Origin of the sequence: Pseudomonas sp. BS3782 TE3695 (genome assembly GCF_050435305.1) — a bacterium.
Classification (GTDB): Bacteria; Pseudomonadota; Gammaproteobacteria; order Pseudomonadales; family Pseudomonadaceae; genus Aquipseudomonas.
The window spans coordinates 286,097-300,685 of the sequence record NZ_JBNDKB010000001.1 but is presented as its reverse complement, the minus strand read 5'-3'; the positions used below and the strand labels follow the sequence as shown (position 1 = coordinate 300,685).

General features: G+C 58.3%; 9 protein-coding genes and 1 pseudogene. 3 read left to right on the top strand and 7 right to left on the bottom strand.

Features of this window, described 5'->3' with window-relative positions; translation table 11 throughout:
* Window positions 1-66 precede the first annotated feature (66 nt).
* The 5 genes and pseudogenes from selO to ABH909_RS01270 form a co-directional block, all read right to left on the bottom strand.
* On the bottom strand, window positions 67-1,530 hold the full coding sequence (gene selO, locus ABH909_RS01290) for a protein adenylyltransferase SelO (RefSeq protein ID WP_429429901.1): 1,464 nt from the start codon (window positions 1,528-1,530) through the stop codon (window positions 67-69).
* A 48-nt stretch (window positions 1,531-1,578) separates the two neighbouring features.
* Window positions 1,579-4,929, bottom strand: coding sequence for a mechanosensitive channel MscK (gene mscK, locus ABH909_RS01285; protein ID WP_429429899.1), 3,351 nt, complete (start codon window positions 4,927-4,929; stop codon window positions 1,579-1,581).
* A 33-nt stretch (window positions 4,930-4,962) separates the two neighbouring features.
* A complete protein-coding gene (locus ABH909_RS01280) occupies window positions 4,963-6,705 on the bottom strand; it encodes a potassium/proton antiporter (RefSeq protein WP_429429897.1) in 1,743 nt (580 codons plus the stop codon).
* Window positions 6,706-6,991: 286 nt separating this feature from the next.
* A complete protein-coding gene (locus ABH909_RS01275) occupies window positions 6,992-7,855 on the bottom strand; it encodes a methyl-accepting chemotaxis protein (protein ID WP_429439710.1) in 864 nt (287 codons plus the stop codon).
* A pseudogene (locus ABH909_RS01270) lies at window positions 7,847-8,602 on the bottom strand (MCP four helix bundle domain-containing protein); the annotation flags it as partial. The gene ABH909_RS01275 and the pseudogene ABH909_RS01270, both read right to left, overlap by 9 nt.
* A gap of 290 nt (window positions 8,603-8,892) precedes the next feature.
* On the opposite strand from ABH909_RS01270, the gene ABH909_RS01265 reads away from it, so the two are divergent.
* The 3 genes from ABH909_RS01265 (at window position 8,893) to ABH909_RS01255 (ending at window position 11,451) form a co-directional block, all read left to right on the top strand.
* Window positions 8,893-9,123 (top strand): hypothetical protein, encoded by a 231-nt coding sequence (locus ABH909_RS01265; RefSeq protein ID WP_429429895.1) that lies wholly within the window; start codon window positions 8,893-8,895, stop codon window positions 9,121-9,123.
* Window positions 9,120-9,422, top strand: coding sequence for a cell division protein ZapA (locus tag ABH909_RS01260; RefSeq protein ID WP_008071056.1), 303 nt, complete (start codon window positions 9,120-9,122; stop codon window positions 9,420-9,422). The genes ABH909_RS01265 and ABH909_RS01260 overlap by 4 nt, the downstream gene beginning before the upstream one ends.
* Window positions 9,423-9,522: 100 nt before the next feature.
* Complete coding sequence (locus tag ABH909_RS01255) at window positions 9,523-11,451, top strand: methyl-accepting chemotaxis protein (RefSeq protein WP_429429893.1); 1,929 nt, start codon at window positions 9,523-9,525, stop codon at window positions 11,449-11,451.
* Window positions 11,452-11,568: 117 nt separating this feature from the next.
* Here the strand turns inward: ABH909_RS01255 and ABH909_RS01250 are convergent, their stop codons facing one another.
* The gene (locus ABH909_RS01250) at window positions 11,569-12,276 is read right to left on the bottom strand and encodes a hypothetical protein (RefSeq protein WP_429429891.1); all 708 of its coding nucleotides are present in this window, start codon (window positions 12,274-12,276) and stop codon (window positions 11,569-11,571) included.
* A 508-nt stretch (window positions 12,277-12,784) separates the two neighbouring features.
* Entirely contained in the window at window positions 12,785-14,587 is a 1,803-nt protein-coding gene (locus ABH909_RS01245) for an acyl-CoA dehydrogenase (protein ID WP_429429889.1), read from the bottom strand.
* Window positions 14,588-14,589: the final 2 nt, after the last annotated feature.

The following is a 14,589-nucleotide window of genomic DNA, read 5'->3' as shown; positions in this document are numbered from 1 at the left end:
GTCTTTATCAAGGAGATAGGTTTTAGACCACTCTCTTATTCGGTTGCGAAAAGGGCCTATCTGCACTCACGACGAACAACTGATCTCCAGATGCTTGCCCCACTCCGGCGGCCGCTCGGCATAGCGCTCCATTCCAGGCTGCTCCTCGAACGGATTGCTCAGCACCGCGTGCAAGCGGCGAACTTCCGAGTAGTCGCCACTCTCTGCCGCATCGATGGCGTTCTGCGCCAGATAGTTACGCAGGATGTACAGCGGATTGACCGCATGCATGCGCGTGCGGCGTTGTTCCTGATCAACCTCGCCTTCACGGGCAACCCGGGCGACGTAAAGCTCGCCCCACGCATCGAAACCTTTGAGATCGACGAAGTCATCGCGTAAACGGGCGAGGGCCTGCTCCGGTGATTCGTCGCCGAGGCGGCGGAAGAACAGGCTGTAGTCGACGCCGCTGTTCTGCATCAGTTGCAGCAGATGCTCCAGCAGTTTCTGGTCGTCGTCTTCGGCAGTGGTCAAGCCGAGACGGCGGCGCATCAGGTCCAGGTAGTGGGCCTGGAACAGTGGCAGGTACAGGCCGAGGGCTTCGCGCAGGGCTTCGACGCTGATGAACGGCGTCAGGGCCTGGGCGAGGGCGCTGAGATTCCACTGGCCGATCGGTACCTGATTGCTGAAAGAGTAGCGGCCCTGATCATCGGAGTGGTTGCAGATGAAGTGGGCATCGAAGTCGTCGAGAAAGGCAAACGGGCCGAAGTCGAAAGTGATGCCCAGGATCGACATATTGTCGGTGTTCATCACGCCATGGCAGAACCCGTAGGCCTGCCATTTGGCGATCAGTTCGGCGTTGCGCTCGACGATTTCGCGGAACATCGCCAGGTACGGTTCCGGCTGTTCCAGGCAATGCGGGAAATGCATGGCCAGCACATGGTCGCCAAGTTCTTTCTGTTGCTCGGGACGCTTGGTGTAGTAGAAAAATTCGAAATGCCCGAAACGTACATGGCTCGGCGCCAGGCGCAGGACCATGGCCGCGCGTTCCTGTTTCTCGCGCCAGACCGGTGTGTCGGAGCCGATCACGCACAGCGCGCGAGTGGTGGGAATGTTCAGCGCATGCAGGGCTTCGGAGGCGAGAAATTCGCGGATCGACGAACGCAGCACCGCCCGTCCATCGCCCATGCGTGAGTAGGGCGTCTGACCGGCGCCCTTGAGGTGCAGGTCCCAATGCTCGCCGGCGTCGTTATAGACCTCGCCCAGTAACAAGCCGCGACCGTCGCCCAACTGCGGGTTGTAGGAGCCGAACTGATGCCCGGAATAGACCATCGCCCGTGGCTCGGCCTCGGCCCAGAGCTTGTGACCACTGAACAGCTCGGCGAACACCGGTGTTTCGGCCTCGGCCGGGTCCAGGTCCAGCAGCGCCATGGCGGCGGGGCTGGCGACTACCAGTCGCGGAGCGGCGATGGGCTCGGGCAGCACATGGGTTGAGAACGCATCGCCCAGGCGGGCGAAGCGATTGTCGAAGGTCAGTTCGTCGAGGGCTTTCAACGGCCATCTCCAGCAGAATGTCCGAGCATTCTGCTAGGGATAGCGCGGTTAGTCGAGTTCGACAGGTGGCGGTTCGCGCCGCGGTTTGCTGTCGACCACCGGCACGATGGTTTTGGCTTCCGGCTCGATCGGCACCATCTTGTATTCCTGGCCGTGAAGGTTCTTGAGGTAGACCTCCATCTGTCGGAACGAGATGTTGATGTGCTGCTTCTTGAACTCGCGATTGATGAAGCGGTTGACCTCATCGAGCACCGGGTTGCGGTCGCCGAGGTCGCGCACATGCATACGCAACTCGTGGTCGAGGGTGCTTTCGCCGAAGTTCAGGAAGTACACGTGGGGTTCCGGATCCTTCAGCACGCGCGGGTTATCCCGGGCGGCCTTGAGCAGCAGCTCTTTCACCAGGTCCAGGTCCGAGCCGTAGTCGACGCCGAGCTTGAGGGTTACCCGGGTGATGGTGTCGGTCAGGGACCAGTTGATCAGTTGTCCGGTGATGAACGTCTTGTTCGGGACGATGATGTCCTTGCGGTCGAAATCGGTGATGGTCGTGGCGCGAATGCGGATCTTGCTCACCGTGCCCGACAGGTTGCCGATGGTGATGGTGTCGCCGATCCGCACCGGGCGTTCGAACAGGATCATGATGCCGGAGATGAAGTTGGCGAAGATCTCCTGCATCCCGAAACCGAGGCCGACCGACAGCGCGGCCACCAGCCATTGCAATTTGTCCCAGCTCACGCCGAGCGTGGACAGGGTCGAGACGAAACCGACGCCGGCAATCACATAGGACAGCAGCGTGGTCGTGGCGTAGGAACTGCCTTGGGCCAGGTTCAGCTTCGACAGCACAAATACTTCCAGCAAGCCCGGCAGGTTGCGCGCCAGCGCAAAGGTGATGCCGATGATGATCAGCGCGCCGAGCATGTCGCCAATACTGATCGGCACCATGCTCATGTTGGCGCCGGTGCCGCTGGTGTATTCGTAGAGGGTGATGTTGTCCAGGTACGAGAACACCGAAATCAGGTCCGACCAGACCCAATACAGCGCCGCGATGAATCCGCCGAGCAGGGCCAGACGGATCAGGCGCAGGGACTGCTCGTTGACCTTTTCGATGTCCAGGGTCGGCTCTTCGATCACCGCTTCGCCGTCGCCGGCCTCTTTGGCGGCCTGACGTTTGGCCAGGGCGCGTTGATAGGCCAGGCGCCGTGCGGCAACGCTGAGACCACGGACGAAGGTCGCTTCGATCACCAGCCAGAACATCAGCAAGTACAGCGTATTGATCAACCGGTCGCTGAGTTTCAGCGCGGTGTAGTAGTAGCCAAAGCAGACGGCGACGAACAACGCGATTGGCAGGGCTGTGAACAGAACCCCCACGGCCTTGCGGAACAGTGAAGCGTTCTGGTGAGTCGGGCTGCTGACCAGCAGGCGGCTGAGAAGCCAGGCCATCAAGGCGTAGCAAGTCAGCACCACTGGCATGCCGAGCACGTCATCGGCCAGTATCGCCGGTTGCAACTCGGCGACCGCCACCACCGCCACCAGGGCCATCACTACCAGGCCGAGTCGGCGTATCCAGCCTTGCAGGAATTCGACCTGAGGTTTTTCCCAGCGGAAATGCAATTCGGCGACGCCGCCCGGCGCGAGGATGCGGTAGGCGGTGTAGAACACCAGCCAGGCCTGGGCCATTTGCAGCAGCGCCGCGCCCATATTGGCGTTCTGCCCGCGGGCGTCGATCTGCAGCGCCAGGCCGCATAGGGCCAGCGCCAGGGAAACGGGCATCGCCAGCAGGATGTTGATCAGAATCGCTTGCGGTGTGTGCCACTGGCTGTCGCGCTTGAAATGGCCGATGTCCAGATGAACCTTGTTCAGGCGGGTATACAGGTTTTTTCGGCGCCACAGCAGCGCCCCGATCAGAAACGCCAGCGGCAGGAACAGCAGCGGCCGCTGGGTCAGGCCATCGGTCAGCTCACTCAGGCTCGAGGACCATGGCAGGGTAGTGACCTGACGTTCCAGGCGTTCCGGCACGGCGTATATCCACTCAAGATCCAGCGGCTTGTTGCTGGGAATCCAGAACATTTGCTCATCCAGCGTCGCCCTCAGACTTTGCGCGGTGCTGAGCAGTTGTTTCTGATTGAGTTGCAACGTGATGGATTCGTTGAGCACCGCGCTCAATTCGCGATTCAAACGCTCCAGCAGGTCCGCGCGGGTGGTGGCCAGTTCCAGCAGGCTCTTGCGCAGTTGCGGGGTGATTTGCTCGGGCTGTTGAGTCGCCAGCAGATTGTCGACATAGGTTGTCGGGTTGCTGAGCAGTTCCCGTTGCTGGCTGACTTCGAACTGATACAGGCGAATGTCGGCAATCTGGTCCGCCAGGTCGCGGTCCACCCTGAGACGCGGCAGGGCCTGTTTCTGTTTGTACAGAATCTTGGAGAGCAGCAGGCTGCCCTTGAGCACGTTGATCTGTTCCTCCAGCGCCGAGTCGCTCTGGGTCACGCTGTCCAGTTGCTGCTTGGTCTGCAGGTTCTGTTGGGTGACTTCATTGAGGCGATCGGTGCTTTTGAGCAGGTAGTCGGAGAGCTTCAGGTTGGCCGCGCTTTCGGTGGCCAGCAGGCTGCTGCCGCCGGCCTTCTGCGCTTCGATGGACTGCTGAGTGACGGTCTCTTGAGACTGGGCCAGGCGCTTCTGGTTGATCAGGGTTTGCAGCTCCTGGATTTCCTGATCCAGGCGATTGGATTTTTCCGTGAGCAGGTCATGCTGGCTGTTGCCCAAATCCTGCAGCTGACTGTTACCGGCCAGTTCCTGGCGACGCAACGGGATCAGAGCATTCAGCGCCGCGAGCTCGGCGTTGAGCTGGTCACGCTGTTCAGCGCTCAGCGTCTTGCCGTTGTCTTTTCCGATTTTGAGGATGTTGTTGATTTGCTGAATGCGCGTCTGGCTGGTGGAAATTTCCGCCTGGGCACGCTCGGGACGGGTCTGGGCGGTAATCACCAGACTGTTGGCCTCGGCCAGTGCTTTTTGCAGATCGCTTTGCTGAGTCGAGCGTTCGGTCAATAACTGCTCAAGCTGCTGAATGGTTTCTTTGGCGTAGCGTTGCGCCACCGGCACCACATGGTTGACCTTCAGGCGAGCCAGTTCACGCTGGTTTTCGATGTTCTGCTTTGGCGCGCTAGCCAGCTGCTGCTTGAGATCAACCAGCTTTTGCTCGTAATCACGCTTGTTGGCCAGTTGCGTCAACGTGCCTTGCAAAATGCCCTGCAGGGCCTTCTGATCGGCTTCCGGCAGTTTGCGCTCGGCGATCTTGTCCAGGCTCGCCTGCACGGCTGCGCTGGAGGGCGGTTCGGCGGCTTGCAATGTGTTGATGGAAAGACTCAAGCCCAGCAGGGCCATGATGAAAACAGTGCGCAGGGTTGACATAAAGACCGATCGGAAACTGACGAAGAGTGGAGTTTAGAGGAACAAGCCGGGACCCGGGCGACTTCCTTCGGGGAATCTGACGCCTACCTTACCAATCTTGTTCCCTTCCATGACAGCGACGGTCCAAAGCGTGTTGTTCCATTCCACCTGGTCGCCCACTACGGGTGCACCGCCCACTTTCTGGGCAATGAAGTGGCCCAGGGACATGTTTGGATCGATGCCTTCGACTTTCAACCCGTACAGGGCAGCAACCGCGGCCAGCTGGGCATCTCCTTCGAGTACGAAGTCGCCGAAGAAGCGCAAATCCTGCCCCCGTTGCGGGGCCTGACTGAAGAGTTTTCCGAGGGCCGGAAGGTTGTGTTCATGGCCGATTACGCAGAGCAAATCATCGACTTCCAGCACCGTACTACCCGACGGATGGAGCAGTTGTTGACCACGAAACAGGGCCGCGATGCGGGTGCCTTCGGGCATTTTCAGCTCGCGAAGAGGGGATCCAATGCACCATTTCTCGGCACCGAGGCGATACACGAACAGCTCCCATTCACTGGTGACATTCACTTCCAGCGCCGATCGGGAAATCGGCAAGGGCTCCGGCGGGACGGTCACTTTCAATAGCTTGGCGACCCAGGGCAGGCTCGTGCCTTGCACCAGCAGCGACACCAGCACGATAAAGAACGCCAGATTGAAATACAGCTGAGCATGGGGTAGCCCCGCCATCAGCGGGAACACCGCCAGAATGATCGGTACGGCACCGCGCAGGCCAACCCAGGAAATGAATGCCTTTTCGCGGCCATGGAATGCCTTGAAGGGCAACAGGCCGACCAGCACTGACAGCGGGCGGGCAAACAGAATCATCCACAACGCCAGGCCCAGTGCGGGCAAGGCAATCGGCAGCAGGTCATGGGGCGTAACCAACAGCCCCAGCACCAGGAACATGCCGATCTGCGCCAGCCAGGCCATGCCGTCGAGCATGTGCAAAATGCCGTGACGACTGCGTACCGGGCGGTTACCGACCACCAGGCCACACAAGTACACCGCCAAAAAGCCGCTGCCGTGCAGGGCGTTGGTCAGGGAAAACACCACCAGACCGCCAGCAATCACCAGAATCGGATAAAGGCCGTTGGCCAGGTTGATACGGTTGACCAGTTGCAGCATCAGCCAGCCACCGCCGAGGCCGATCACGCCGCCGATGCCGAATTCACGTACCAAATGCCCCAGCAGACTCCAGTGCAGGCCGGTTTCGCCGCTGGCGAGCATGTCGATCAGCGTCACGGTGAGGAATACCGCCATCGGATCGTTGCTGCCGGATTCAATTTCCAGGCTCGCGCTCACCCGTTCGTTCAGACCCTTGCCGCCCAGCAGCGAGAACACGGCCGCGGCGTCGGTGGAGCCGACGATGGCGCCAATCAGCAGACCCTGAATCATATTGAGGTCGAACAACCACGCCGCCGCCATTCCGGTCAGTCCGGTGGTGATCAACACGCCGACCGTGGCCAGCGACAGCGCCGGCCATAACGCCACGCGGAAACTCGCCACCCGGGTGCGCAAGCCACCGTCGAGCAGGATCACTGCCAGGGCGAGGTTGCCAACCAGATAAGCCGTTGGGTAGTTATCGAAAATAATGCCGGCACCGTCGACACCGGCCAACATGCCCACCGCGAGGATGATCACCAGAATCGGGATCCCGAGGCGCGATGAAAGTGAGCTCACCAGAATGCTCGCACCTACCAGCAACGCGCCGATCAAGAACAGGCTGTTGATGGTCGTCGCATTCAAAGGCAGTACTCCAGAAAGCTAAAGGCGGGCACAAACTGACCATGCAGTCTGCGTGCCAGCGATTCTAACCTGTTGAAATGTGATGCTGTCAAAAAGCTTTTGACAGCGATCATGCACACCCGCTTGAGCCGGGTGAGATAACTGTGGCGAGGGAGCTTGCTCCCGCTGGGTCGCGTAGCGACCCCAAACCGACGCTACGGTGCGTCAGGTTCAGCCCGTGGGTTCATTGCGACTGCTCCGCAGCCGAGCGGGAGCAAGCTCCCTCGCCACAGAGGTGGTGTAGCCGTTACAGGCTAAACCGCCCAACCATGTTGTTCAGGTCCAGCGCCAGGCGCGACAGCTCGTTGCTGGCCGCGCTCGTCTGGTTGGCGCCCGTGGCCGATTGCACCGACAGGTCACGAATGTTCACCAGATTGCGGTCCACTTCACGGGCCACCTGTGCCTGCTCTTCGGCCGCGCTGGCGATCACCAGGTTGCGCTCGTTGATCTCGACGATGGCACTGTTGATGGTGTCCAGCGACAGGCCTGCACCACGGGCGATGTTCAAGGTCGATTCGGCGCGTTCGGTACTGTTACGCATCGAATCCACGGCGTGTTCGGTGCCGCTCTGGATACTGCCGATCATGCGTTCGATTTCGCTGGTCGACTGCTGGGTGCGATGGGCCAGGGCACGCACTTCGTCGGCAACGACTGCGAAACCACGACCGGCTTCACCGGCACGGGCGGCTTCGATGGCGGCGTTCAACGCCAACAGGTTGGTCTGGTCCGCCAGGCCGCGAATCACGTCCAGCACCTTGCCGATGTCGCGCGACTCGTTGGCCAGATCACCGATCAGGGAGGCGGTGCTCTGCACGTCGGCGCTCATACGCTCGATCGCACTGACGGTTTCCTGCACCAGATCACGGCCGTCGCCAGCCGACGTGGTGGCGTTTTTCGAGGCTTCGGAGGTGCTCACGGCGTTGCGCGCGACTTCTTCCACGGCGCTGGTCATTTCATTGACGGCGGTGGCGGCCTGTTCGATTTCGTTGTTCTGCTGGGTCAGGCCGCGAGCGCTTTCGTCGGTGACGCTGTTGAGCTCTTCCGCGGCGGACGCCAATTGCGTGGCCGAACCGGAAATCTGTTGCAAGGTGTCGCGCAGTTTGTCCTGCATCTTCGCCATCGCGGCCAGCAAACGACCGGCTTCGTCTTCGCCATCGACCGTGATCGGCCGCGTCAGGTTGCCTTCGGCGATTTCTTCGGCGGCGCTCAGGGCGTTGGCGATTGGCTTGGTGATGCTGTTGGTCAGCAGCCAGGCAAACAGCAGGGTCAGGCCGGTGGCGATCACCAGCAGGGTTACCGTCAGGTTGAAGGCCGAGGCGTATTGGTCGACGGCTTGCTGATTGGTGTCGAGGGTCTGCTGAGTATTGATCTCCAGCAAACGGTTGAGCACGGAGTTGACGGCTTCAGAGTTCGTCAGCAAATCGGTATTGAGCAGCGTGCGCAGCTCGTCGATCTGATTGTTGCGCGACAGGCTCTTCATCCGGTCTTCGATCTGGCGATACTGCCCCAGCAACTGCACATACTGATCATAGGTCGCACGTTCCTGCGGGCTGGCGATCAGTTTTTCGTAAATGGCTTGAGCGGCTCGAATCTGCTGATTACGGGTGTCCAGCAGGTCCATGGTTTTCTGCTGGACGTCCGGCTCACGATTGACCAACAGGCGGTAAGACAATACGCGCAGGCGCAGGGTCAGCTGAGTGAACTCATCGAGGCTTTTGATGCTCGGTACGCTGTTCGAGGTGATTTCCTCAGCGGCGCCGCGAATCTTGCTCATCTGGTTCAGCGCGAACACCCCCAGAACCAGCATCAAGCTGCCAATCAAGGCAAAACCGAGGAATGCCCGCGGTGCGATATTCATATTTCGTAAAGACATGGTGTTCACCGAAAAAAACGCATCCGTGCGGGGCTGAGACTGCTGTATGCATGGCTTATCGGTCATACGACTAAAGTCTTGAGACGCTGCGCGCTTTTGTCGCAGAAAGGCCGCGGCGACGAAGTGCAGGAACCAGAGCCGCCAAACACAGTCTCTAAGACTCGCGAGGACGGTCGCCCGCCAGCAAAATCAAGGCCTTGCGCCCGAATAACCCTGGCGTCAATGGTGACTTTTCTTTATCGTACGCGCCCTTTGAAAATGCCCGGAAAATCAAAATGTTGGAAGCATCCCTAAGCCAATTGGAACAACTGGTCAGCGACCTGGTGCAGCAGAACCAGACTCTGCTCGGCACCAATCAATCCCTGAGCGCGGAACTGTCCCAGGTCAAGGATGAAAACGAAAGCCTGCAACTGAGCCTGATGGAACAGGAAGAGAAACAAGGCGCCACTGCCGCACGTATTCAGGCCTTGGTTGAGCGCGTCAGCGCCGGCCCTGTCAGCGCATGAGTTATGGCGCCCCGGGGGTAAAAGTCGTCTCGATTCTGGGGGAAGACTATTCGATCAAGGCGCCGGCCGGGGAAGAGCAGACCCTGCTGGACGCCGCTTTAATGTTGAAGGCCGCCCTGGCCGAGACCAAAAAGAAATACCCGACGCTGATCGGTGACCGCTTGCTGGTGCTGGCGGCGATGAATCTGTGTTCGCAGCAGATCGAAATGCAAAAGCGTCACCAGCAAGAACTCGACCGTTACCAAGAGCAAGTCAGCGCCACGGTTGAAGTGATCGCCAAGACCATCAATCAGGCCTGATCAGCTTTGCGCACAACCAAAGAATAAATTGTCGTTTGAGTTGTATACAATCGGCATGGCTGTTGCAGTGTTTCAGCCTCTTATTCTTTGGGGGTGCTCCATGCAGTTCTGGCGTCGCAGTATTCAATGGCAGTTGATCCTGAGCATGGGCACCGCCCTGCTGGTCAGTATTCTGATCGTGGTTGGCGTTTATACCCTCGTGGTCGACCGCCTCGCCCAGCGCTATCTGGTCGAACAAGCGCTGCCGTCGAGCATCGAAGCGATGCGCAACGACATCGAACGAATCCTCGTTCAGCCCCTCACCGCCGCCAAGGACATCGCCAGTAACAGCATGGTGCGCGACTGGTTGGCCAGGGGCGAGAACAGCGCCCAGACCGACACCTTCGTGAACTATCTGGAAGGCATCCGCGCCGAGCATAAAGCCTTTACCGCGCTGATTATCGGGGCCGCGACCAGCCATTACTTCAATGAAAAAGGCCTGGACCGCACGCTCAGCCGTTCCAATCCCAACGACGCCTGGTTCTATTCGTTCCTCGACAGCAACCAGCCGCGCACCCTCAATATCGACAATGACACCGCCACCGGTGAGTTGGCGCTGTTCATCGACCTCAAGGTCGAGCAGGCCGGCAAAGTCGTGGGCGTCGCCGGGCTCGGTTTGAGCATGAAAGAGCTCTCGGAGTTGATCCACAACTTCAGTTTCGGTGAGCGCGGCAAGGTCTATCTCGTGCGTTCCGACGGTTTGATCCAGGTTCATCCCGAGGCGCAGTTCAGCGGCAAGCGTACCTTGACCGAGCAGATTGGCGACGCGGGAGCACAGGCGGTCATGGGTCAAAAAACTGCCACCTTCCAACGCGATGGCGAAGAGTTTCTGGCTTTGAGCCTGCCGCTCCGGGATCTGGGCTGGACCTTGGTGGCCGAAGTGCCACAGTCGCAGATCTACGCCGAAGCCCGTCGCGCCATGTGGATGAGCAGTGGCATCGGCCTGGCGGTGGCGTTGGTGTGCCTGTTGCTGGTGGTGTTACTGGCTCGCGGGCTGGTGCGACCGATTCGTCAGGTAACAGCCGCGCTGGTGGCCATCGGTAGCGGCGGTGGAGATTTGACCCATCGGCTGGATGCCAGTCGCGCCGATGAGCTCGGTGACCTGGCGCGGGGCTTCAATCGATTCCTCGACAGTCAGCGCGAGATGATTGGCGAAGTGCTGACCACCAGCGAGCAACTGCGCACGGCGGTCGGCCAGGTGGCGCGGGTTGTGGATAACACCGCAGAGCGTTCCGGGCGTCAGCAGGAAATGACCGACATGGTCGCCACCGCCGTTCATGAGATGGGCCTGACCGTGCAAGAAATTGCGCAGAATGCTGGCAACGCCGCCGTCGCGTCGCAGAATGCCCGGGATGAGGCGATGCAGGCGCGGGAAGTGGTCGGTGGCTCGATCCGGCATATTGAAAGCATGTCCGACGAAATCGGCCTCGCCGCCAGTGCGGTCGGTGAGCTCGCCGATCAAGTGGCGTCGATCGATCAGGTACTGGCGGTGATTCGCGGGATTTCCGAGCAGACCAATTTGCTGGCGTTGAACGCCGCTATCGAAGCAGCTCGCGCCGGGGACATGGGGCGCGGGTTTGCGGTGGTTGCCGATGAAGTGCGCACGTTAGCCAGGCGTACTCAGTCTTCTACGGACGAGATTCAGCAAATGATCGGCAGCCTCAAGCAGGGCGCGGAGAATGCGGTGTCGTCGATGCACACCGGGCAAGCGGCGACCGGCACCGGTGTCGAATCGAGCCAGCGCACCGGCGCGTCGCTGGCTGCAATTACCGGGCAGGTCGAACACATCAGCGACATGAACCATCAAGTGGCGACGGCGACGGAAGAGCAGTCGGCGGTGACCGAGGAAATCAACCGCAATGTGCAGGGGATTTCCGATCTGGCGCGGGCGACGGCGGGGGAGGTGAGAGCTTGCCGGGAGGATTGTCAGACGTTGCAGCGGTTGGCGGATGATCTGACGCGGCAGATGGGGGGATTTAGACTTAAATAAACGAAGCCGATGGGGACTTCTCCATTGTCCAAGTGCAGATTAGATTAAGGGTTTTTTAAATTTAAACGATTCTCACAGCATGATGAATTTTAGTTGATCATGCTGTGAGGGTTCCACTTATTTTAGATTAAGGTAAATGTAGTGAAGGTCGCTACCGCTGGTGTGAATTTTATTGCAATATTTTGATTCTATCGTGTAGATTTTTTCGCTAATTTTAACGTGATCTTTTTGGTTTGCAATAAAGAATACATGGTTGAAGTCTATATTTCGAACGCTTCGATAAATAGATCCTCCTGCTTCTAAAGTGATGCTATACAGGCCTTGTACTTGCGTAAATGTTCTTTTATTGATTGTGCTGTTTGTTGTTGCAATCCGATCTTCGACTTTGGCTATCCGAGTAAACTGGTCGTTCGAAATGTTGTCCCTTCTGAAGATTACTTCATCATTGTTGTTGCGTACAATCAGTTCGCATACCCAGTTTTCACCGTCTTGATAAAATACTTTTCTCAATAACGGATAAACTGTACCGTTTCTTGTGAGTGTCTCCTTTTCTGCAATTGACTCTAACATCTCTGAAAAGGAGACGTTCGAGATGACAACTTCTTCATTTTCGCTTTCATCAGAGGCGTGATTTTGAGTTATAGGTAGAAGCATCAGTCTGACATCGCTGATATTACTTTCATCTACAAAATAATTTTTTGCTATGACGCTTCGAAGATCCTGGTCTCTAAGAGCGAAAATCGTATGAACTGGAACTGACGACAAGATGCAGTGACTTCGTGCGACGATAGAGCCTTCGGCAGGAATGCGTGCTTGGATATCCATTTTTTTTGCCTGTCTTTTAATTGTCGAGATGATAGACGTGCATTTGATCAGTTGAGCATGTGATCAAAAATACAATAAAAATCTAGCATCTGGATCTGCCGACAACAACTAACAGAGCTGATAGTTGACATCTGGGGTTAAATATCGTTGGCGAGTTAAGGGTGCTGATGCTTGTTAAATTTCAAGAGATTTGAGGCAGGCTGTAAGCGACTATGGATAACGAATTTCTTGCTTACTGTTGGCTATAACTCAAGAAAAGCAGTGACGGAAAATGCATATCGGAGTGCAGGGGGGCCGATTTCGCCCGAGATAATGCGTAAAGTCAGAACAAGCGCTTCACGGGTTGGTGCATGATTTGGCGTAACAGAGTATTGGGTATAATCCGGTTAGAAAATCAAGATCTAAAGATCGCAGCCTGCGGCAGCTCCTTCATTTGGAATGTATTTTCCTGTAGGAGCTGCCGCAGGCTGCGATCTTTTTTGTGGCCGTTACGCCAATTTACGCCCGATCAAAACCACTCATCCTGCATGCCCAGACACACATCATCCCGCGCCTCAAGAATCGCCAGCTCATGGTGACAACCCGGTACTTCCCACGTCAGAAAATACCGCGCCGCCTGCAGTTTGCCTCTATAGAAACTCACGTCCGCCGCGTTCCCTTTGGCCAACCCTTCCTCGGCACGAATCGCCTGTTCCAGCCAGCGCCAGCCGATCACCGTATGCCCGAACACTTTCAGGTACAGCGCCGAATTCGCCAGGCTGCTATTGACCTTGCCTTGAGCCAGATCGGTCAGCAGGCCGATGGTCACGGTTTGCAGGCGGGCCACCAGTTTCTCCAACGGCTCACGCAGCGGCGTCAGCGATTCATACGCCTGTGCGCGCCCGGCGGTGTCGGCAATCAGGCGGATCAATTGCTTGAGCCCTGCGCCCCCGTTCTGCGCCAGTTTGCGACCCAGCAAGTCCAGCGACTGAATGCCATGAGTGCCTTCATGAATCGGGTTCAGACGGTTGTCGCGGTAATACTGCTCCACCGGGTACTCACGGGTGTAACCGTGGCCACCGAGAATCTGGATTGCCAGTTCGTTGGCCTTCAGGCAAAACTCCGACGGCCAGGATTTGACGATCGGCGTCAGTAAATCCAGCAGCTCATGGGCTTGTTTGCGTTCGGCTTCAGTCTCAAGCGTGGTGGTGTCGTCGAACAGTCGCGCCGCGTACAACCCAAGGTCGAACGCGCCTTCGACATAAGCCTTCTGGGTCAACAGCATGCGTTTGACGTCGGCATGCTGAATGATTGCCACCGGTGCGGTGGACGGATCCTTGCTATCCGGCACTCGACCTTGCGGCCGCTCGCGGGCGTATTCCAGGGAATACAGGTAACCGGCATAACCCAGCATCACCGCGCCCATGCCGACGCCGATCCGCGCCTCGTTCATCATCTGGAACATGTAGCTCAAACCGTGGTGCGGCTTGCCCACCAGATAGCCGACACACTCGCCGTTGTCGCCGAAATTCAGCGCGGTGGACGTGGTGCCGCGCCAGCCCATCTTGTGGAACAACCCGGCCAGCAACACGTCGTTGCGCTTGCCGAGACTGCCGTCATCGTTGACCAGAAACTTGGGCACGATAAACAACGAAATGCCCTTCACGCCGGCCGGTGCGTCCGGCAATTTGGCCAGCACCATGTGCACGATGTTCTCCGACAGCGGGTGATCGCCGCCGGAAATGAAAATCTTGTTGCCCTTGAGTCGATACGTGCCGTCGGATGCAGACTCCGCGCGTGTACGAATATCCGACAACGACGAGCCAGCATGGGGCTCGGTGAGGGCCATGGTGCCGAAGAAACGACCGTCGATCATCGGTTGCAGGAAGCGCTGCTTCTGCTCATCGGTGCCGAAGCTTTCAATCAGGTTCGCCGCGCCCATGGTCAGGAACGGGTAGGAGGTCGACGCCGCGTTGGCCGACTGAAAGTGCGCAAAGCACGCCTGGGACAACAGTGTAGGAAGTTGCATGCCGCCGGCGTCGAAACTGCGCGCGGCGTTGAGGAAACCGGCTTCGAGGAAGGCATCCACCGCCGGTTTCACTTCCGGAATCAGAATTGCCTGCCCGTCCTCATAGCGCGGTTCGTTCTCGTCGCCCTTGCGGTTGTGCGGGGCGAAGAACTTCTCGGCGATGCTGCGGGCAGTGCCGATAGCCGCATCGAAGGTCTCGCGGTTGTGCTCGGCGAATCGCTCACGCTGAGTCAGGCCCTCGGCATCAAGGACTTCATACAGCTCGAAAGCCAGATTGCGGGAACTGAGCAACGTCTCGGACATGG